The organism is Roseateles sp. GW821-FHT09H10, from assembly GCF_059415865.1.
In genome coordinates this window covers 521,513-542,905 of sequence record NZ_JBWKOB010000004.1, presented here as the reverse complement: position 1 = coordinate 542,905, position 21,393 = coordinate 521,513, and the positions used below count along the sequence as shown (strand labels likewise).

14 protein-coding genes and 4 tRNA genes are annotated in these 21,393 nt (G+C 63.1%); 16 read left to right on the top strand and 2 right to left on the bottom strand.

What is annotated here, in order from left to right:
• Positions 1–72 precede the first annotated feature (72 nt).
• Complete coding sequence (locus AC07OY_RS21025; RefSeq protein WP_495044536.1) at positions 73–2,859, bottom strand: TonB-dependent receptor; 2,787 nt, start codon at positions 2,857–2,859, stop codon at positions 73–75.
• A 574-nt stretch (positions 2,860–3,433) separates the two neighbouring features.
• Here AC07OY_RS21025 and AC07OY_RS21020 point away from each other — a divergent pair.
• The 13 genes from AC07OY_RS21020 to rpoC all read left to right on the top strand — a co-directional run bounded on the left by AC07OY_RS21020 (position 3,434) and on the right by rpoC (position 17,509).
• Positions 3,434–3,518: transfer RNA gene (locus AC07OY_RS21020), tRNA-Tyr, on the top strand.
• Positions 3,519–3,568: 50 nt separating this feature from the next.
• A tRNA-Gly gene (locus tag AC07OY_RS21015) sits at positions 3,569–3,642 on the top strand.
• Positions 3,643–3,715: 73 nt separating this feature from the next.
• Positions 3,716–3,790, top strand: a tRNA-Thr gene (locus AC07OY_RS21010).
• 54 nt (positions 3,791–3,844) lie between these two features.
• Positions 3,845–5,035 (top strand): elongation factor Tu, encoded by a 1,191-nt coding sequence (gene tuf, locus AC07OY_RS21005; protein WP_119046623.1) that lies wholly within the window; start codon positions 3,845–3,847, stop codon positions 5,033–5,035.
• 15 nt (positions 5,036–5,050) lie between these two features.
• A tRNA-Trp gene (locus AC07OY_RS21000) sits at positions 5,051–5,126 on the top strand.
• 145 nt (positions 5,127–5,271) lie between these two features.
• On the top strand, positions 5,272–5,658 hold the full coding sequence (gene secE / locus AC07OY_RS20995; protein WP_495044535.1) for a preprotein translocase subunit SecE: 387 nt from the start codon (positions 5,272–5,274) through the stop codon (positions 5,656–5,658).
• 15 nt (positions 5,659–5,673) lie between these two features.
• Complete coding sequence (gene nusG, locus AC07OY_RS20990; RefSeq protein ID WP_119046625.1) at positions 5,674–6,249, top strand: transcription termination/antitermination protein NusG; 576 nt, start codon at positions 5,674–5,676, stop codon at positions 6,247–6,249.
• Positions 6,250–6,428: 179 nt separating this feature from the next.
• Positions 6,429–6,866, top strand: a complete 438-nt coding sequence (gene rplK / locus AC07OY_RS20985) for a 50S ribosomal protein L11 (RefSeq protein ID WP_025564481.1) — start codon at positions 6,429–6,431, stop codon at positions 6,864–6,866.
• Between the two features lie 2 nt (positions 6,867–6,868).
• On the top strand, positions 6,869–7,579 hold the full coding sequence (gene rplA / locus AC07OY_RS20980) for a 50S ribosomal protein L1 (RefSeq protein ID WP_394402171.1): 711 nt from the start codon (positions 6,869–6,871) through the stop codon (positions 7,577–7,579).
• A 282-nt stretch (positions 7,580–7,861) separates the two neighbouring features.
• Positions 7,862–8,395, top strand: coding sequence for a 50S ribosomal protein L10 (gene rplJ / locus AC07OY_RS20975; protein ID WP_495044534.1), 534 nt, complete (start codon positions 7,862–7,864; stop codon positions 8,393–8,395).
• 54 nt (positions 8,396–8,449) lie between these two features.
• Positions 8,450–8,830, top strand: coding sequence for a 50S ribosomal protein L7/L12 (gene rplL / locus AC07OY_RS20970; protein ID WP_495044533.1), 381 nt, complete (start codon positions 8,450–8,452; stop codon positions 8,828–8,830).
• 328 nt (positions 8,831–9,158) lie between these two features.
• Positions 9,159–13,280, top strand: coding sequence for a DNA-directed RNA polymerase subunit beta (gene rpoB, locus AC07OY_RS20965; RefSeq protein WP_495044532.1), 4,122 nt, complete (start codon positions 9,159–9,161; stop codon positions 13,278–13,280).
• An 11-nt stretch (positions 13,281–13,291) separates the two neighbouring features.
• Positions 13,292–17,509 (top strand): DNA-directed RNA polymerase subunit beta', encoded by a 4,218-nt coding sequence (gene rpoC, locus AC07OY_RS20960; protein WP_495044531.1) that lies wholly within the window; start codon positions 13,292–13,294, stop codon positions 17,507–17,509.
• Positions 17,510–17,571: 62 nt separating this feature from the next.
• On the opposite strand, the gene AC07OY_RS20955 is transcribed toward rpoC, so the two are convergent.
• Complete coding sequence (locus tag AC07OY_RS20955; RefSeq protein WP_495044530.1) at positions 17,572–18,024, bottom strand: putative toxin-antitoxin system toxin component, PIN family; 453 nt, start codon at positions 18,022–18,024, stop codon at positions 17,572–17,574.
• A 168-nt stretch (positions 18,025–18,192) separates the two neighbouring features.
• Here AC07OY_RS20955 and rpsL point away from each other — a divergent pair, with 168 nt between their 5' ends.
• From rpsL to fusA, 3 genes are all read left to right on the top strand, one after another.
• Positions 18,193–18,567 carry a 30S ribosomal protein S12 gene (gene rpsL / locus AC07OY_RS20950; RefSeq protein WP_056194784.1) on the top strand — a complete coding sequence of 125 codons (375 nt, stop codon included), beginning with the start codon at positions 18,193–18,195 and terminating at the stop codon, positions 18,565–18,567.
• 158 nt (positions 18,568–18,725) lie between these two features.
• A complete protein-coding gene (gene rpsG / locus AC07OY_RS20945) occupies positions 18,726–19,196 on the top strand; it encodes a 30S ribosomal protein S7 (protein ID WP_056194782.1) in 471 nt (156 codons plus the stop codon).
• Positions 19,197–19,265: 69 nt separating this feature from the next.
• Positions 19,266–21,371, top strand: coding sequence for an elongation factor G (gene fusA, locus AC07OY_RS20940; protein ID WP_495044529.1), 2,106 nt, complete (start codon positions 19,266–19,268; stop codon positions 21,369–21,371).
• The last annotated feature ends 22 nt before the right edge of the window (positions 21,372–21,393 follow it).

Genomic DNA, 21,393 nt, shown 5'->3' with positions numbered 1-21,393 from the left:
TCCACGCTCCCTTTTGATTTTGGTCGGTGATGGCCACCGCTGGAACCCAGGGGTTCCGCGGTGGGCCCTGCATCAGAACTTGACGCGAGCGGTCAGGTAGTACTGGCTGCCGTTCCTGTAGATGGCGCGCGGCTGCAATTCCGAGGCGTAGTACTTGAGCTTGGGATCGTTCAGATTCTGACCGTCCAGGCTCAGGCTGAAGTTGTCGTTGAACTTGTAGCCCAGCGACGCGGACAGCACGCCCGTCCCCTTCTGGTAGTACTTGGTGCCGCGGTCGTTGCCAACGAAGATGTCGTCGGTGTAGCTGTAGTTCAGGCGAGCCGAGAAGTGATCGTTCTCGAAGAAGCCGCCGAGCGTGAACGAGTTCTTCACGTTGCCGCGCAGAACGTCGCCGGTGTCGTCCTCGCCATCGGCATACGTGTAGTTGGCCATCACGCCGAAGTTCCCGGCGACCGGCGTTTCGAACGCGAACTCGACGCCCTTGACCTTGGCCTTCCTGTTGGTCGGACCCGTCACGAGGAAGTCGCGATTCACCAGCTGGGGGTTGCCGCCGACCTGGTTCGTGTTGGTCAGCAACACCGGGTAGTTGGCGCGGAACGTGCCATCGGTGATGTAGCTGCTCATGTCCATCAGGAACGCGCCCGCCGACACGAAGGCACGCGGAGCAAAGTACCACTCGATGTTGCCGTCGAAGTTGGTCGAACGGACCGGCTTCAATGTCGGGTTGCCGGCCGTGCCTCCGCCGACCACGTTGTTGTCCAGGAACATGCCCGTGGAGTTGAGGGCGGTGTAGCCAGACAGTGCCGTGTAGTCGGCACGGGTGACCGTGCGGTTCAGCGCCAGGCGCGCCACGAGGTCGCTGCGCAGATCGAATCGCACACTGGCGCTGGGCAGCACGTCCGTGTAGGTCAGGTCAGTCGCGGTGACGGTGTAGTTGCCAAACGCCGAGCCGGTGATCGTCGGCGTCTCGCCGGCGAGGCTGGCACGGAACGAACTGGAGCTCTGCTTGGTGCGGACTGCGCGCAGACCCACGTTGCCGCTCCAGCCGTTGCCTTCCAGGTTGCCCTGGACATAGGCCGCCGAGGAGGTCTCTTTCACAGAGTACTCCTGCTCCGCCCAGCGGCGGGTGACGGGGTCACGGGTGGTCACGCGTCGGTTGTAGTCGGCCAATGCCTCAGCGGTGATGTACGGGATGTTGGTCGGGAAGCCACTGCCCAGTCCGCTGCCGAAGTTGCTGGGGTAGTTGCCGCCGAAGGCAGGCAGCGTGTAGAACGAGTTTTGCGGAGCATCAGCACCTGCCACCGAGCAGGCGCTGGGCTGGCTCCAGTCGAACGGACCGGCGCGATACGGTGTGCCGGTGGAGCAACCGGGGCCTTGGGCAACGATGGGGTCGGTGTAGCGCTTGTGCTGGGCACTGCGAACGCCGAACTTCAGCGTCTTCAGCACGCCCGCATCGAGGTCGTACTCGCCATCGATCTGGGCCCAGGACTCCTTGTCGTGCACGACGACATTCTGTGCGCCGAAGATCCAGTCGGCACGCGTCGTCGGGTTGTTGAAGCTGAACGATGGCGCGGTGTCCGTGCCGTTCAGCGAGTAGCTGGCGCGCGTGCTGACGATCGCCAGTTCGACGACGTCCTGGCTGAGCGTCTTGCCCTTGCCGCGCGAGGTGCCGGCATTGGCCGTGAACGTCAGCGAGTCGCTCACCTTGAGCCTGGAGTCCAGGCTGACGAAGCCGGTTTCAGCAGACGCCTTGCGGCTGATCATGTCGTAGTAGCCGGCAGTCGACGGAGCGGCCCAGTTGAACGTGGCCTTGGTCAGCGTCTTGTTGCCGTTGCTGTCGGTCTTCACCTCGTAGTCGGAGATGGTCGCGGTGTTGAGCAAGCCGCCGCGAGGCGCCATCAGGTAGTTGCGGTTGTAGTTGTCCGCTTCCATCTTGGACGAGAACGCCGTGAGAACCGTATCGAAGTTCGCGTTGGGCTTGATCTGGGCGCGGATCAGGCCGCCTTTGCGCTCGCGTTCCTGTGTGAACAAGGCGGAGCCGATCAGATCGGGTGTGAACACGCCATTCAGGTCGGGACGCGCGGCGACCAAGGCCGGTGCAGTGGTCGCGTCGAGCTTGTTGATATAGCCCAGCGCTTCCACGCCGTCACGACGCAGGCTGCGCTGTTCGGAGAATGCCTGCAGCATCACGCCGAAGGTGCGCGATTCGTTGCGGAAGTTGAGCAAAGCCGAGAACTGGGGGTCGGTCTTCTTCGGCAGGTCGGCATACACCGCACCCAAGCCGACTTCAGCAGTCAGCGCTTTGGAGAAATCCAGCGGGCGACGCGTGATGATGTTGACCGAACCTGCCGTGCCACCTTCCACCAGCGAAGCTTCGGAGCTCTTGCGAACCTCGACGCGGCTGACCAGCTCCGAAGGCAGCAGGGAGAAGCTCACGCTACGGCCGACGCCTGCACCGGTTTGATCAAGGACAAACCAGTCGCCGTTGGCGATGCCATGACCGTCGACGAGCGTTTGGGTGAGGCTGGGGTTGGTGCCGCGAAGACCGACGCGGTCCCGCTCATCGAAGCCGCCAGAGCCGCCGGCGGGGCTGTTCAGCACCGTCACGCCGGGGATGCGAGCCAGCGAGTCGGCCACGTTCTTGTCGGGCATCTTGCCGATGTCTTCGGCCGAGATGACGTCGATGTGGGCGTCGGCGTTGCGCTTGACGCTGAGCGACTTCTCCTGCGACGCGCGGATGCCGGTGACGGTCACCGTGTCCAGCTGCTGGGGAGCCGCTGCCTGCGCCATGGCGGCGCCGCTGGCGCCGAGCAGGGCGATGAACACCGCCTGCGAGATAGGGGTCTGCTTGACCTTCATGTACTGTTCCTCGTTGTGGCCAATGAATTGGGGCGGCGGTGACTGCTTCGGGTGTGTTGCATACCACCTTCGGTCCGGTTGGCGCCTTGTCTGCCCTCAAAAGCGCATCCAACCAGTGCCATGCCACTGTAACGATTGATAACGCCACTTTGCTACCAATCTTTTCTGAGGAGTTTCCCGAGTGGCGGCGCCAGAGCCCTCTATCCAGGGGTGCTCCACTCTCACAAGGGAGCGGTTGCGCGCATTAAGTGGTATTTGATTGGTCTGTTGGCGTGTTGGAAACTGTTGCGCAAGGGCGACGAGGGGCTTGCGCCGATCGCTGGCGTGGCCTCGGCGGCAAGTGCGGCTGGTAGCGGAGTGGCCTGGATGTGGTCCTGAATTGGTCGCGTGCCCAGGCGTCGGCTTTGCTGTGCGGTGGCAAGGGTGCTTGCTGCTCCGTGAGGGCGGTATGGCCTGCGCGGCGACATGTCCGCCTTTGGATCGATCCGCGTGGCCGGAGGGGCTCTTTTTGTTCTTCTTCGTGAGCCTCTGTTGCGCCCGCTTTGCCCTGTGCTATAGTTGCGGGCTTGCCTCAGGAGGGGTGGCCGAGTGGTTAAAGGCAGCAGACTGTAAATCTGCCCGCATAGCGTACGCTGGTTCGAATCCAGCCTCCTCCACCAAAGCATGCGTTCCTTTTGCGGGGTGCGTGCCGAGGTCAAGAGCTCCCAGGGCGGGAGTAGTTCAATGGTAGAACCTTAGCCTTCCAAGCTAATGACACGGGTTCGATTCCCGTTTCCCGCTCCATCGCGAGCGGCTTGGTCGGCAACGCGTCGACACCGGTTTGCTGGCCAGCTTGCGCCGTCAAACCCGTGCCGATGCCCATGTGGCTCAGTGGTAGAGCACTCCCTTGGTAAGGGAGAGGTCACGCGTTCGATCCGCGTCATGGGCACCACCCTTTCTTCTTTTTCTTCTACTCGTCTCAACGGGTTCGCCTCAGGAGCGCAAGATGGCAAAAGGCAAGTTTGAACGGACCAAGCCGCACGTCAACGTCGGCACGATCGGTCACGTCGACCACGGCAAGACGACGCTGACGGCAGCGATCGCGACCGTGCTGTCCAAGAAGTTCGGCGGCGAGGCCAAGGCCTACGACCAGATCGACGCAGCGCCCGAAGAAAAGGCCCGCGGCATCACGATCAACACCGCCCACGTCGAGTACGAGACGGCCAATCGCCACTACGCCCACGTTGACTGCCCCGGCCACGCCGACTACGTCAAGAACATGATCACCGGTGCCGCCCAGATGGACGGCGCCATCCTGGTGTGCTCGGCCGCTGACGGCCCGATGCCCCAGACCCGCGAGCACATCCTGCTGGCCCGTCAGGTCGGCGTGAAGTTCATCATCGTCTTCCTGAACAAGTGCGACATGGTCGACGACGCCGAGCTGCTCGAGCTGGTCGAAATGGAAGTGCGCGAGCTCCTGTCCAAGTACGACTTCCCCGGCGACGACACCCCCATCATCAAGGGTTCGGCCAAGCTGGCTCTGGAAGGCGACGCTGGCGACCTGGGCGAACAAGCCATCATGCGCCTGGCCGATGCTCTGGACACCTACATCCCCCAGCCGGACCGTGCCGTTGACGGCGCCTTCCTGCTGCCGGTTGAAGACGTGTTCTCGATCTCGGGCCGCGGCACCGTGGTGACCGGTCGCGTCGAGCGCGGCATCATCAAGGTCGGCGAAGAAATCGAAATCGTGGGCATCCGCGAAGTCCAGAAGACCACGGTCACGGGCGTCGAAATGTTCCGCAAGCTGCTGGACCAAGGTCAAGCAGGCGACAACGTCGGCATCCTGCTGCGCGGCACCAAGCGTGAAGACGTCGAGCGCGGCCAAGTGCTGGCCAAGCCCGGCTCGATCAAGCCCCACACCCACTTCACCGCTGAGATCTACGTTCTGAGCAAGGAAGAGGGCGGCCGTCACACCCCGTTCTTCAACAACTACCGTCCCCAGTTCTACTTCCGCACGACGGACGTGACCGGTGCCGTGGAGCTGCCGAAGGACAAGGAAATGGTCATGCCCGGCGACAACGTCGGCATCACCGTGAAGCTGATCGCTCCGATCGCCATGGAAACCGGCCTGCGCTTCGCCATCCGTGAAGGTGGCCGTACCGTCGGTTCGGGCGTGGTTGCCACGATCCTCGCGTAACAAGTTTTAGGCCACAGGGGCATAGCTCAATTGGCAGAGCGTCGGTCTCCAAAACCGAAGGTTGGGGGTTCGAGACCCTCTGCCCCTGCCACCCGCCACTGATCCCGGCGGTTGGTTTCCTGGCTAACCAAGCATCGGCCCGCGAGAGAGATCTCGGCGGGCCTTGCTGCTGATGGCTACAAGCCAAAGCAGCGTCTGAAAAGCCGCTCCCGAAAGCGGCGAGTGAAAGTGAAGTGATGGCGAATCCTCCCCAAGTCGAGACGGTGACCACCGGCGCTGACAAGGCCAAGCTGGCCGTTGCAGTGCTGCTGCTCGTTGGCGCGCTGGCGGCCTACTACGGCCTGTCCAAGCAAGGTGCGCTGGTGCAGTGGGCCTCGCTGATCGTGTTGCTGGCTGCCGGTGTGGCGGCCTTCTTCACGTCCGAGCATGGCAAGGCGCTGATCGCCTATGGCCGCGACTCGGTGCGTGAGGTCAAGAAGGTGGTCTGGCCGACCCGCAAGGAAGCGACCCAGATGACCGGCTATGTGTTCGCCTTCGTCGTCGTCATGGCGTTGTTCCTGTGGATGACCGACAAGACGCTGGAATGGGTGCTGTACGACCTGATCCTGGGCTGGAAGCGTTGATCGCAAGGAATCCTGATGTCTGAAGAACAAGTCGTCACGACCGAAGCCCCCGTCGGCCCGCCCAAGCGCTGGTATGTCGTCCATGCCTACTCGGGCATGGAAAAGGCTGTCGAGCGCAACCTGCGCGAGCGCATCGACCGCGCCGGCATGCAGGACAAGTTCGGCCGCATCCTGGTGCCGACTGAAGAAGTCGTCGAGCTGAAGAACGGCAAGAAGGCCGTGACCGAGCGCCGCTTCTTCCCCGGCTATGTGCTGGTCGAGATGTTCATGGACGACGAGTCCTGGCATCTGGTGAAACATACGTCCAAGGTGACGGGCTTTGTCGGTGGTGCCAAGAACCGCCCGGCCCCGATCTCGGAAGCCGAGGTCATGAAGATCGTCAACCAGATGCAGGAAGGCGTCGAAAAGCCCCGGCCCAAGGTCGAGTGGACGGTCGGCGAGGTCGTGCGCGTCAAGGAAGGCCCCTTCACCGACTTCAATGGCTCGGTCGAGGAAGTCAACTACGACAAGTCCAAGGTGCGTGTGTCGGTCACGATCTTCGGCCGCGCCACGCCGGTCGAGCTGGACTTCGCGCAGGTCGAGAAGGTCTGACGCGCTAGAATCCTGGGTTCGGTCGGCGTCCCATAAAACGTCGGCCCGTGATCAGTCTGCAACGAGAGGCGGACAAGAGGAGCAAAGGTAAGGGCCGGGATCTGAGATCCAGTCCGAGTCCGATGCGCTAGCACTCAGGTGTCCAGGCTTTGCCGCCCGGGCACTGGATTGGAGAAAACATGGCAAAGAAGATTGTCGGCTTCATCAAGCTGCAAATTCCGGCCGGCAAGGCTAACCCCTCGCCCCCGGTGGGTCCCGCGCTGGGTCAGCGTGGCCTGAACATCATGGAGTTCTGCAAGGCGTTCAACGCCCAGACGTCGGGCGCCGGCTTCGAGCCGGGCATGAAGCTGCCGGTGGTCATCACCGCCTTCGCCGACAAGAGCTTCACCTTCGTGATCAAGTCGCCCCCGGCGACCGTGCTGATCAAGAAGGCCGCCAAGATCGAGAAGGGCTCGCAGCGCCCCCATCTGGACAAGGTCGGCAAGCTGACCCGCGCCCAGCTGGAAGAGATCGCCAAGATCAAGACCAAGGACCTGACGGCCGCCAGCATCGACGCCGCTGTCAAGACCATCGCCGGCTCCGCCCGTTCGATGGGCATCATCGTTGAAGGGGTCTGAACATGGCCAAGCTCACCAAGAAGCAAAAGGCGCTGGCCGGCAAGGTCGAATCGACCAAGCTGTACGCGCTGACCGAAGCCCTGGACCTGGTCAAGAGCCTGGCCTCGGCCAAGTTCGATGAGTCCATCGACGTTGCCGTGCAACTCGGCATCGATGCCAAGAAGTCGGACCAGGTCGTTCGTGGCGCCGTCGTGCTGCCCAACGGCACCGGCAAGACCAAGCGCGTCGCCGTGTTCGCCCAAGGTGCCAAGGCTGAAGAAGCCCGCGCCGCTGGCGCCGACGTCGTCGGCATGGAAGACCTGGCCGAGCGCGTCAAGGCGGGCGACATGCCCTTCGACGTGGTTATCGCCTCGCCGGACACGATGCGTGTCGTCGGTACCCTGGGTCAGATCCTGGGCCCGCGCGGCCTGATGCCCAACCCCAAGGTTGGCACCGTGACCCCGGACGTTGCCACCGCTGTCAAGAACGCCAAGGCTGGCCAGGTCCAGTTCCGCGTCGACAAGGCCGGCATCATCCACGGCACCCTCGGCCGTCGCTCGTTCGACACCGACAAGCTGGAAGGCAACCTGCGCGCGCTGATCGAAGCTCTGAACAAGAGCAAGCCGGCGTCGAGCAAGGGCATCTACCTGCGCAAGGTGGCCGTGTCTTCGACGATGGGCGTCGGCGCCCGCGTCGAAATCGCCTCGATCAACGCTCAGGCCAACGCCGCCTAAGCCCGACATCAGGCCCTGGTGGCCTGAGTCAAAGAATCTGTCCGGGGCGAGTCTGGCCCCGGGCGACAAGATTGGTGGGGCGTCTTTCCGGTTCGCCGGGAGGGCGCGTCATCCAAGACCGCTGGTGGAGACCCCTTAAATCGAAGCTGCCGATTCGTCGGTGGTGGAGAACCAGCGCAGATGGCGGTCCCGCTGAAAGGAATTCTTTCCTGACAGATGGTCGCTGAATCCCTGGCGCTCTCGAAGCCGCAAGGCCGAGAGAGCAAATGTGAGGAGTAGACCTTGAGTCTCAATCGCAACGAGAAGGCAGCCGTTGTCTCCGACGTCGCAGCGCAAGCTGCCAAGTCGCAGACGCTGGCGTTGGCCGAGTACCGTGGCCTCACCGTGGAAGCCTTGAACAAGCTGCGCGTCGACGCACGTTCCAAGGGTGTCTATCTTCACGTGCTGAAGAACACCCTGGCCCGTCGCGCCGTCGCTGGCACCCCGTTCGAAGCTGCTGCGGAGAGCATGGTCGGCCCGCTGATCTACGGCTTTTCGGAAGACGCTGTCGCGGCTGCCAAAGTCATCGCCGACTTTGCCAAGACCAACGACAAGCTCGTCATCAAGGGCGGCGCGTACGGCGGCAAGGCTCTGGACGTTGCCGGCGTGAAGGCGCTGGCATCGGTTCCGAGCAAGGAAGTGCTGCTGTCGCAAATCGCAGGCCTGCTGCTGTCGCCGGTGCAACGCACCGCGGCCGTGCTGGCTGCCCTGGCTGCAAAGCGTGGTGAAGGTGCCGTGGCTGAAGAAGCCCCCGCCGAAGCCCCGGCTGCCGCCTGATCGACGACAAATTACGCGTTCATACGCAACCCATCTGTTTTAAGGAATTTCATCATGGCATTCGATAAAGACGCTTTCCTGACCGCTCTGGACAGCATGACCGTTCTGGAACTGAACGACCTGGTCAAGGCAATTGAAGAGAAGTTCGGCGTGTCCGCCGCTTCGATGGCTGCTGCCGGCGGCGGCGGTGGTGGCGGCGCTGCTGCTGCTGTCGTTGAAGAGAAGACCGAATTCAACGTCGTGCTGACCGAAGCCGGCGCCCAGAAGGTCGGCGTCATCAAGGCCGTCCGCGAAATCACGGGCCTGGGCCTGAAGGAAGCCAAGGACCTGGTCGACGGCGCTCCGAAGAACGTCAAGGAAGGCGTGTCCAAGGCTGACGGCGAAGCCGCTGTCAAGAAGCTGATCGAAGCCGGCGCCAAGGCCGAGCTGAAGTAATAGCTTTGGATGGGTCTCTCGGGGCCTGTCCACTGACTCGAAAAGGGGTTGCCTTCGGGCTTCCCCTTTTTCGTCTTTACGGGTTTGTCCCCGTAGAGAACAGTTGAAAGAACCGCGCGCGGTATGATGCGCGGTTCTTTCACGTGTTCTCTGATCCGACTGCAGAGAACCAGTTTGGTCGGACTCCGGTGCAACGCCGGGGTTGTCCGCCAGCGGTTGGTAGTGGCCAACCACCAAGCTAGGCAGCCGCCCGTTCTGGGCGCGTGAGCCAGCCAGTCGCCGACGCAGTGCGTTCCACGGCCGGGAGCGCACTCGACACGGAGTGTTTATGGCGCAAGCAACCCCCTACAGCTATACCGAGCGCAAGCGGATCCGCAAGAGCTTCGGCAAGCGCGAGAGCGTTCTCAACGTTCCTTACCTGCTCACGATGCAGAAGGACAGCTACGTGGCCTTCCTGCAGAAGGACGTGGCCCCCGCCAAACGCAAGCCCGAAGGGCTGCAGGCGGCTTTCCTTTCGGCGTTCCCGATTGTTTCGCACAACGGTTTCGTCGAGATGAAGTTCCTCGAGTTCAACATCGCCAAGCCGCCGTTCGACACCCGTGAGTGCCAACAGCGTGGGTTGACTTATGCAGCCGCCGTGCGCGCGCGCCTGCAGATGATCATCTATGACCGTGAGTCGCCCCAGGCGAAGACGGTCAAGGAAATCAAGGAGCAAGAGGTCTACATGGGCGAAGTGCCCCTGATGACCGACTACGGCTCCTTCATCGTCAACGGTACCGAGCGCGTCATCGTGTCGCAGCTGCACCGTTCGCCGGGCGTGTTCTTCGAGCACGACAAGGGCAAGACGCACTCGTCGGGCAAGCTGCTGTTCAGCGCCCGCATCATTCCCTACCGTGGTTCCTGGCTGGACTTCGAGTTCGACCCGAAGGACATCCTGTACTTCCGCGTCGACCGTCGCCGCAAGATGCCGGTCACCATCCTGCTCAAGGCCATCGGCCTGAACCCCGAGCAGATCCTGGCCCACTTCTTCGTGTTCGACAACTTCCGCCTGATGGACGTTGGCGCGCAGCTCGAATTCGTCGCCGACCGCCTGAAGGGTGAAGTCGCCCGCTTCGACATCGTCGACAAGAGCGGCGCCGTCATCGTCGAGAAGGACAAGCGCATCACCGCCCGCCATGTGCGCCAGCTGGAGCAGTCCGGCACGCAGCACATCTCGGTGCCGGAAGACTTCCTGGTCGGCCGCGTGCTGGCCAAGAACATGATCGACGCCGACACCGGCGAGATCATCGCCAAGGCCAATGACGAACTGACCGACGCGCTGCTGAAGAAGCTGCGCCAGGCCGGCGTCAAGGAAATCCAGGCTCTGTTTACCAACGAGCTGGACGAAGGCGCCTACATCAGCCAGACCCTGGCCTCGGATGAAACCGAGACCCAGCTGGCTGCCCGCGTCGCCATCTATCGCATGATGCGCCCCGGCGAGCCGCCGACGGAAGACGCCGTCGAGGCCCTGTTCAACCGCCTGTTCTACAGCACCGACACCTACGACCTGAGCCGTGTCGGCCGCATGAAGTTCAACGCGCGTGTCGGCCGTGACACGCCCGAAGGCAACATGAACCTGTCCAACGAGGACATCCTTGACGTCGTCAAGATCCTCGTCGAGCTGCGCAATGGCCGCGGCGAAGTGGACGACATCGACCATCTGGGCAACCGTCGCGTGCGTTGCGTGGGCGAACTGGCCGAGAACCAGTACCGCTCGGGCCTCGCCCGCATCGAGAAGGCCGTCAAGGAACGTCTGGGCCAGGCCGAGACCGAAGCCCTGATGCCGCACGACCTGATCAACTCCAAGCCGATCTCCGCGGCGCTGAAGGAGTTCTTCGGTGCGTCGCAGCTGTCGCAGTTCATGGACCAGACCAACCCCCTGTCGGAAATCACGCACAAGCGTCGTGTTTCCGCCCTGGGCCCGGGCGGTCTGACCCGCGAGCGCGCCGGCTTCGAAGTCCGCGACGTGCACCCGACCCACTATGGCCGCGTCTGCCCGATCGAAACGCCGGAAGGCCCGAACATCGGCCTGATCAACTCGCTGGCGCTGTATGCACAGCTCAACGAGTACGGCTTCCTGGAAACGCCGTACCGCCGCGTCGTCGACGGTCACGTCACCGACCAGATCGACTACCTGTCCGCCATCGAGGAAGGCAAGTACGTCATCGCCCAGGCCAACGCGACGCTGAACGCCGGCGGCCAGCTGACCGACGAACTGGTGTCTGCCCGTGAAAACGGCGAATCGGTGCTGACCTCGCCTGAGCGCATCCAGTACATGGACGTGGCGCCGACGCAGATCGTGTCGGTGGCAGCGTCGCTCGTGCCCTTCCTGGAGCACGACGACGCGAACCGCGCACTGATGGGCGCCAACATGCAGCGCCAGGCCGTGCCGGTGCTGCGTCCCGAGAAGGCTTTCGTGGGTACGGGCGTCGAGCGCGTTGCCGCGAAGGACTCGGGCACGGTGGTCGCGGCTCGCCGCGGCGGCGTGGTCGACTACGTCGACACCAACCGCATCGTGATCCGCGTGAACGATGACGAGACCGTGGCCGGTGAGGTGGGTGTCGACATCTACAACCTGATCAAGTACCAGCGTTCCAACCAGAACACCAACATCCACCAGCGCCCCATCGTGCGCCGTGGCGACAAGGTGGCGGCCGAGGACATCATTGCCGACGGCGCTTCCACCGACATCGGTGAACTGGCCCTGGGCCAGAACATGCTGGTCGCGTTCATGCCTTGGAACGGCTACAACTTTGAAGACTCGATCCTGATCAGCGAACGCGTCATCGCCGAAGACCGCTACACCTCGATCCACATCGAGGAACTGGTGGTCAACGCGCGTGACACCAAGCTGGGCGCCGAGGAAATCACCCGCGACATCCCGAATCTTTCGGAGCAACAACTCGGCCGTCTGGACGAGTCGGGCATCGTCTACATCGGTGCCGAGGTGAACCCGGGCGACGTGCTGGTCGGCAAGGTCACGCCCAAGGGCGAAACCACGCTGACGCCGGAAGAGAAGCTGCTGCGCGCCATCTTCGGCGAGAAGGCTTCGGACGTGAAGGACACGTCGCTGCGTGTCGACCAAGGCACCAGCGGCACCGTCATCGACGTGCAGGTCTTCACCCGTGAAGGCATCCAGCGCGACAAGCGCGCCCAGCAGATCATCGACGACGAGCTGAAGCGCTACCGCCTGGACCTGAACGACCAGTTGCGCATCGTCGAGAGCGACGCCTTCGACCGTATCGAGAAGCTGCTCAACGGCAAGATCGCCAATGGCGGCCCGCAGAAGATCGCCAAGGGCACCAAGATCGACAAGGACTACCTGGCTTCGGTCGAGAAGTTCCACTGGTTCGACATCCGTCCGGCCGAGGAAGAGATCGCCAACCAGCTCGAGTCGATCAAGAACGCCCTCGACCAGACCCGCCACAGCTTCGACCTGGCTTTTGAAGAAAAGCGCAAGAAGCTGACGCAGGGCGACGAGCTGCCCGCCGGCGTGCTGAAGATGGTCAAGGTCTACCTGGCCGTCAAGCGTCGCCTGCAGCCTGGCGACAAGATGGCCGGCCGTCACGGCAACAAGGGTGTCGTGTCCAAGGTCACCCCGATCGAAGACATGCCCTACATGGCCGACGGCACGCCCGCCGACATCGTGCTGAACCCGCTGGGCGTCCCGTCGCGGATGAACGTGGGTCAGGTGCTGGAAGTGCACTTGGGCTGGGCCGGCAAGGGCATTGGCCAGCGCATCGGCGACATGCTGCAGCAGCACACCAAGGTGGCTGAGCTGCGCAAGCTGTTCGACCAGCTCTACAACCAGAGCGGTGGCAAGACCGAGAACATCGACGACCTGTCCGACGCCGAAGTGCTGGAGATGGCCGAGAACCTCGCCAAGGGCGTGCCCTTCGCGACCCCGGTCTTCGACGGCGCCAAGGAAGAAGAAATCCGCGGCATGCTGAAGCTGGCCTACCCGGACGACATCGCCGCCAAGAAGGGCCTGACCGAAACGCGCACCCAGGCTTGGCTGTGCGACGGCCGCACCGGCGAGCAGTTCGAGCGCCCGGTCACCGTCGGCTACATGCACGTGCTGAAGCTGCACCACTTGGTCGACGACAAGATGCACGCCCGCTCGACCGGCCCGTACTCGCTCGTCACGCAGCAACCGCTGGGCGGCAAGGCGCAATTCGGCGGCCAGCGTTTCGGCGAAATGGAAGTCTGGGCGCTGGAAGCGTATGGCGCCTCGTACATCCTGCAGGAAATGCTGACGGTCAAGTCCGACGACGTGAACGGCCGGACCAAGGTCTACGAAAGCATCGTCAAGGGCGAACACGCCATCGAAGCGGGCATGCCCGAATCGTTCAATGTGCTGGTCAAGGAAATCCGCTCCTTGGGCATCGACATTGAACTGGAACGCAATTAAGGAGCAGATGCATGAAGGGACTACTCGACCTTTTCAAGCAATTCACCCCCGATGAGCATTTCGATGCCATCAAGATCGGCCTGGCTTCCCCGGAGAAGATCCGCAGCTGGTCGTTCGGCGAGGTGAAGAAGCCCGAGACCATCAACTACCGCACCTTCAAGCCGGAACGCGACGGCCTGTTCTGCGCCAAGATCTTTGGCCCGATCAAGGACTATGAGTGCCTGTGCGGCAAGTACAAGCGCCTCAAGCACCGCGGCGTCATCTGCGAGAAGTGCGGCGTTGAAGTCACGCAGACCAAGGTGCGCCGCGAGCGCATGGGCCACATCGATCTGGCCGCGCCCTGCGCCCACATCTGGTTCCTGAAGTCGCTCCCCAGCCGTCTGGGCCTGGTGCTCGACATGACGCTGCGCGACATCGAACGCGTGCTGTACTTCGAAGCGTATGTGGTCGTCGACAGCGGCATGACGCCGCTGAAGAAGTTCTCGATCATGAGCGAGGACGACTACGACGCCAAGCGCATCGAGTATGGTGACGAGTTCATCGCGCTGATGGGCGCCGAGGGCATCAAGAAGCTGCTGGAGGAAATGGATCTCGATATCGAGATCGACAAGCTCCGCAACGACATGACCGGCTCCGAGCTCAAGGTCAAGAAGAACTCCAAGCGCCTGAAGGTCATGGAGGCCTTCAAGAAGTCCGGCATCAAGCCGAACTGGATGGTGCTGGACGTGCTGCCCGTGCTGCCGCCGGACCTGCGTCCGCTGGTGCCCCTGGACGGCGGCCGCTTCGCGACCTCCGACCTGAACGACCTCTACCGTCGCGTCATCAACCGCAACAACCGCCTGGCCCGTCTGCTCGAGCTGAAGGCCCCTGAAATCATCGTGCGCAACGAAAAGCGCATGCTGCAGGAAGCCGTCGACTCGCTGCTGGACAACGGCCGCCGCGGCAAGGCGATGACCGGCGCGAACAAGCGTGCCCTCAAGTCGCTGGCCGACATGATCAAGGGCAAGAGCGGCCGCTTCCGTCAGAACTTGCTGGGCAAGCGCGTCGACTACTCGGGCCGTTCGGTCATCGTGGTCGGTCCGACGCTCAAGCTGCACCAGTGCGGCCTGCCCAAGCTGATGGCGCTGGAGCTCTTCAAGCCCTTCATCTTCAGCCGCCTCGAAGCCATGGGCATCGCGACGACGATCAAGGCTGCCAAGAAGGAAGTCGAATCCGGCACGCCGGTGGTCTGGGACATCCTTGAAGAAGTCATCAAGGAACATCCGGTCCTGCTGAACCGCGCCCCGACGCTGCACCGCCTCGGCATCCAGGCCTTCGAGCCCGTGCTGATCGAAGGCAAGGCCATCCAGCTGCACCCGCTCGTCTGCTCGGCCTTCAACGCCGACTTCGACGGTGACCAGATGGCCGTCCACGTCCCGCTGTCGATCGAAGCGCAGATGGAAGCCCGCACGCTGATGCTGGCCTCCAACAACGTGCTGTTCCCCGCATCCGGCGAGCCGTCCATCGTCCCGTCGCAAGACGTGGTGCTGGGCCTGTACTACGCGACCCGCGAGCGCACGAATGGCAAGGGCGAGGGCCTGATCTTCTCGGACATCCCCGAGATCATCCGCGCGCTGGAAAACGGCGCCGTGGAAATCACCGCCAAGATCAGCGTTCGCCTGACCGAGTACACGAAGGACAAGGACACAGGCGAATGGGTGGCCGAGACCAAGCTGACGGACACCACCGTCGGTCGTGCGCTGCTGTCCGAGATCCTGCCCAAGGGCCTGCCGTTCTCGAACATCAACAAGGCACTGAAGAAGAAGGAGATCAGCAAGCTGATCAACACCTCCTTCCGCAAGTGCGGCCTGAAGGAAACCGTCGTTCTGGCCGACAAGCTGCTGCAAAGCGGCTTCAAGCTCGCCACGCGCGCCGGCATCTCCATCGCCATCGACGACATGCTGGTGCCCGCTCAGAAGCACACGCTGATCGAGCGCGCCGAGAAGGAAGTCAAGGAGATCGAGCAGCAGTACGTCTCGGGTCTCGTGACGGCCGGCGAGCGCTACAACAAGGTCGTGGACATCTGGGGCAAGGCCGGTGACGAAATCGGCAAGAAGATGATGGACCACCTGAAGGTCGAGAAGACGATTGATCGCCACGGCAAGACCGTCGATCAGGAGTCCTTCAACTCGATCTACATGATGGCCGACTCGGGCGCCCGCGGTAGCGCGGCCCAGATTCGCCAGCTGGCCGGCATGCGCGGCCTGATGGCCAAGCCTGACGGCTCCATCATCGAGACGCCGATTACCGCGAACTTCCGCGAAGGCCTCAACGTTCTGCAGTACTTCATCTCCACCCACGGTGCTCGCAAGGGCCTGGCGGACACGGCGCTGAAGACCGCGAACTCCGGCTACCTGACGCGTCGCCTGGTCGACGTGACCCAGGATCTGGTGGTCATCGAGGAAGACTGCGGCACCGACAACGGCATGGCCATGCGCGCCCTGGTCGAAGGCGGTGAAGTCATCGAATCGCTGCGCGACCGTGTGCTGGGTCGTGTCACGGCCATCGAAGTCGTGCACCCCGAGACGCAAGCCCCGCTGCTGGACGCCGGCAAGATGCTGGACGAGGACACCCTCGACGTGCTGGAACAAGCCGGCGTCGACGAGATCAAGGTCCGCACACCGCTGACCTGCGGCACGCGCTTCGGCCTGTGCGCCAAGTGCTACGGCCGCGACCTCGGCCGCGGTGGCCTGGTCAACACCGGTGAAGCTGTCGGCGTCATCGCCGCCCAGTCGATCGGTGAACCGGGCACGCAGCTGACGATGCGGACCTTCCACATCGGCGGTGCCGCATCCCGTGCAGCCGTCGCCTCGAGCGTGGAGGCCAAGTCGGACGGCATCATCGGCTTCAACGCCACGATGCGCTACGTGACCAACGGCAAGGGCGAGCTGGTCGTGATTTCCCGCTCCGGCGAGATCATCATTGCCGACCCGCACGGCCGTGAGCGCGAGCGTCACAAGGTGCCTTACGGCGCGATCCTGAACATCAAGGCCAGCCAGACCATCAAGGCCGGCGTGGTGTTGGCGAACTGGGACCCGCTGACCCGCCCGATCATCACGGAATTCGCCGGCAAGGCGAAGTTCGAGAACGTCGAGGAAGGCGTGACCGTCGCCAAGCAGGTGGACGAGGTGACCGGTCTGTCGACCCTGGTCGTCATCGACCCGAAGCGCCGCGGCGCCGCCAAGGTCATCCGTCCGCAGGTCAAGCTGCTGGACGCTGGCGGCCACGAGGTCAAGATCCCCGGTACCGACCACTCGGTGGCCATCGGCTTCCAGGTCGGCTCGCTGATCCAGATCCGCGACGGTCAGGAACTGCTGCCCGGTGAAGTGCTCGCCCGTATCCCGGTCGAAGGCCAGAAGACCCGCGACATTACCGGCGGTCTGCCGCGTGTGGCCGAGCTCTTCGAAGCCCGTTCGCCCAAGGACGTCGGCGTGCTGGCCGAGCAGACCGGCACGGTGTCGTTCGGCAAGGAGACCAAGGGCAAGATCCGCCTGCAGATCACCGATCCGGACGGCAAGGCCCACGAGGAACTCGTGCCCAAGGAAAAGAACATCCTGGTGCACGAAGGCCAGGTGGTCAACCGGGGCGAGCTGATCGTCGACGGCGCTGCAGACCCGCAGGACATCCTGCGCCTGCTGGGCATCGAGGAACTGGCGCGCTACATCGTCGACGAAGTCCAGGACGTGTACCGACTCCAGGGCGTGAAGATCAATGACAAGCACATCGAGGTGATCGTTCGCCAGATGCTGCGTCGCGTGGTCATCACCAACCCGGGCGACACGCACTACATCCTGAACGAGCAAGTCGAGCGTTCGGAGCTGCTGGACACCAACGACCGCATGCGCAAGGAAGGCAAGACGACGGCCACTCATGCCGACGTGCTGCTGGGTATCACCAAGGCTTCGCTGTCGACCGACTCCTTCATCTCCGCCGCTTCCTTCCAGGAAACGACCCGCGTGCTCACCGAGGCTGCCATCATGGGCAAGCGCGACGAGCTGCGTGGCCTGAAGGAAAACGTCATCGTCGGCCGCCTGATCCCCGCCGGTACCGGCATGGCCTTCCACGAGGCACGCCGTGCCAAGGAAGCCATGGACGACGCCGAGCGCCGCGCCATTGCGCTGCAGGAAGCTGAAGAGCTGGCTGCCGCCCAGATGGCTGGCGTCGACGCCGGCGACAGCTCGGCCGAGTAAGCCGACGAGGGCCTGGCCCTCTGAAGCCGCCCCGGTTCAGGCCGCGGGCGGCTTTTTCTTTGTCAGTCGGGTTTCCAGAGTTCCGGCTTCAGAATGGCCAGGCCCTTCATTCGGGCGCGCTTGGCCAGTGCCAGCACCGCCTTGTCGCGGGAGATCAGCCAGCGGGCCTGCGTCGCCAGCGCCAGGTCGATGAATTTCTGGTCGTCCGGGTCGCGGCAGACCAGGCGGCCGGCGAGCGGTTGCGGGGCGATGGTCTCGATGGCCTCGGCGTGCGCGTCGAACTGCGCCTCGATGAAGGCCAGGTCCGGCGCGTAGGCGGCGGCAATGCCCCGGCTCAGCACGTGGCGGATCTCGTCCCGCATCGCCGGCGCCACCAGCCAGCGCAGCGCACCCGAGGTTACGGCGGAAGTCAGTGCCTGCACACGTGCATCGCGGAATACCAGCCAGTCCATGACGACCTGGGTGTCGATGACGATGGCCGGCTTCTCCTGGGCGGGCAGGGCAGGGGTCTCCATGTCGTCAGCTTACCCGCGCAGCAGCCGGCATACGGGCAGACCCTTGTGCCGATTTCCACGCCGGTCTACAATCCTCGGCTCTCTGCCTTTTGGGCGTCGCATCCGTGCGCGCTCGAAAACTTGAAAAAGTAGGTGGGGTTCACTGACTTCAAACGGGAACAAGTCGTAATGCCAACCATCAATCAGCTGGTGCGCCACGGTCGAGAGGCCGAGGTCACCAAGTCCAAGTCGCCTGCGATGCAGAACTGCCCGCAGCGCCGCGGTGTCTGCACCCGCGTCTACACCACCACGCCCAAGAAGCCGAACTCGGCTCTGCGTAAGGTCGCCAAGGTGCGCCTGACCAACGGTTTCGAGGTCATCTCGTACATCGGCGGTGAAGGCCACAACCTGCAAGAACACAGCGTCGTGCTCGTGCGCGGCGGCCGTGTCAAGGACTTGCCCGGCGTGCGCTACCACATCGTCCGTGGTTCGCTCGACCTGCAAGGCGTCAAGGATCGCAAGCAATCGCGTTCCAAGTACGGCGCGAAGCGTCCGAAGAAGTAAATCGTTTGTTCGGTTCAGTCACCACTGACTGATCCAACGTTGTTGCGGCCCCTGAAATGTCATGTGGGCCGAGTAAGTGGATGACCCCAGATGTCGGTGGTTGTCCAGCGGAGTCAGGTCAAAAGACCGCCTCCAACTGAAGCAAAAGGAAGAGTGCCATGCCACGTCGTCGCGAAGTACCCAAGCGCGAAATCCTCCCGGACCCCAAGTTCGGTTCCGTCGATCTGTCCAAGTTCATGAACGTCATCATGGAATCGGGCAAGAAGGCCGTCGCTGAGCGCATCATCTACGGTGCCCTGGAGCAGGTCGAGAAGAAGATCGGCAAGGATCCGCTGGAAGTGTTCATGGTCGCCCTGAACAACGTGAAGCCCATGGTCGAAGTGAAGTCCCGCCGTGTCGGCGGTGCGAACTACCAAGTTCCCGTGGAAGTTCGCCCCGTCCGCCGGATGGCCCTCGCCATGCGCTGGCTGAAGGAATCCGCTCGCAAGCGCGGTGAGAAGTCGATGGCCCAGCGCCTCGCCAATGAACTGCTGGAGGCCGCTGAAGGCCGTGGCGGCGCGATGAAGAAGCGCGACGAAGTTCACCGCATGGCAGAAGCCAACAAGGCTTTCTCGCACTTCCGCTTCTAAACTCACTGTCTTTCAGCCGCCTCGGGTTTCTACCAACCCGCTGGCGGCTCATGCCTTCTGGAGCAAACCATGGCCCGCAAAACCCCCATCGAGCGCTACCGCAACATCGGTATTTCCGCGCACATCGATGCTGGCAAGACCACCACGACCGAGCGCATCCTTTACTACACCGGCGTGAACCACAAGATCGGTGAGGTGCATGACGGCGCCGCCACGATGGACTGGATGGAGCAAGAGCAGGAGCGTGGCATCACGATCACGTCCGCTGCCACGACATGCTTCTGGAAGGGCATGGACCTGGCTCGCCCCGAGCACCGCATCAACATCATCGACACTCCCGGGCACGTCGACTTCACGATTGAAGTCGAGCGCTCCATGCGCGTGCTGGACGGCGCCTGCATGGTCTATTGCGCCGTGGGTGGCGTGCAGCCCCAGTCGGAAACCGTCTGGCGCCAGGCCAACAAGTACAAGGTGCCCCGCCTCGCGTTCGTCAACAAGATGGACCGCACCGGCGCGAACTTCTTCAAGGTCTACGACCAGATGAAGCTGCGCCTCAAGGCCAACCCCGTGCCCGTCGTCATCCCCATCGGCGCTGAAGAAAACTTCACCGGCGTGATCGACCTCATCAAGATGAAGGCGATCATTTGGGACGAGGCCTCGCAAGGCATGAAGTTCAGCTACGAGGACATCCCGGCTGACCTGCAGGCTGACGCCGTCAAATGGCGTGAAAACCTCATCGAAGCCGCCGCTGAGTCCAGCGAAGAGCTGATGAACAAGTATCTCGAGTCGGGCGATCTGACCGAGGAAGAAGTCGTCACCGCCATCCGCAAGCGCACCATCGCCGCTGAAATCCAGCCGATGTTCTGCGGCACCGCCTTCAAGAACAAGGGCGTGCAGCGCATGCTCGACGGCGTCATCGACTTCATGCCGTCGCCCATCGACGTGCCGCCGGTGCCGGGCACCGACGAAGACGACCAGCCGGTCGTCCGCAAGGCCGATGACACCGAGAAGTTTGCTGCTCTGGCCTTCAAGCTGATGACCGACCCCTACGTCGGCCAGCTGACCTTCGTGCGCGTCTACTCCGGCGTGCTGCAGTCGGGCGCCAGCGTCTACAACCCGATCCGCGGCAAGAAAGAGCGCATCGGCCGGATCCTGCAGATGCACGCCAACCAGCGTGAAGAAATCTCGGAAATTCTGGCCGGCGACATCGCCGCCTGCGTGGGCCTGAAGGACGTCACCACGGGCGAAACCCTGTGCGACCCCGAAGCCATCATCACGCTGGAAAAGATGGTCTTCCCAGAGCCCGTGATCTCGCAGGCCGTCGAGCCCAAGACCAAGGCTGACCAGGAAAAGATGGGTATCGCCCTGGGCCGTCTGGCCAAGGAAGACCCTTCCTTCCGTCTGCGCACCGACGAAGAGTCCGGCCAGACCATCATCTCCGGCATGGGCGAGCTCCACCTGGAAATCATCGTCGACCGCATGAAGCGCGAGTTCGGTGTGGAAGCCAACGTCGGCAAGCCGCAAGTGGCCTACCGCGAAACCATCCGCAAGACCGCCACCGACGTCGAAGGCAAGTTCGTTCGCCAGTCCGGCGGCAAGGGCCAGTACGGTCACGTCGTGATCACGCTGGAGCCGCAAGAACCGGGCAAGGGCTTCGAGTTCGTCGACGCCATCAAGGGCGGTGTGGTTCCTCGCGAATACATCCCCGCGGTCGAGAAGGGCATCATCGACAGCCTGCCGAACGGCGTGCTGGCCGGCTTCCCGGTCGTCGACGTCAAGGCCACGCTGACCTTCGGTTCCTACCACGATGTGGACTCGAACGAAAACGCGTTCAAGATGGCCGCTTCGATGGGCTTCAAGGAAGCCTGCCGCCGCGCCAGCCCCGTCATCCTCGAGCCGATGATGGCCGTGGAAGTCGAAACGCCTGAAGACTACGCCGGCAACGTCATGGGCGACCTGTCCAGCCGTCGCGGCATGGTGCAGGGCATGGACGACATGGTCGGCGGCGGCAAGGTCATCAAGGCCGAAGTCCCGCTGTCGGAAATGTTCGGCTACTCGACGACCCTGCGCTCGATGTCGCAAGGCCGTGCCACGTACACGATGGAGTTCAAGCACTACAGCGAAGCTCCGAAGAACGTGGCCGACGCCATCATCACGGCGCGCGGCAAGGCCTGATCGGCCTCTGAACTGAATCGCT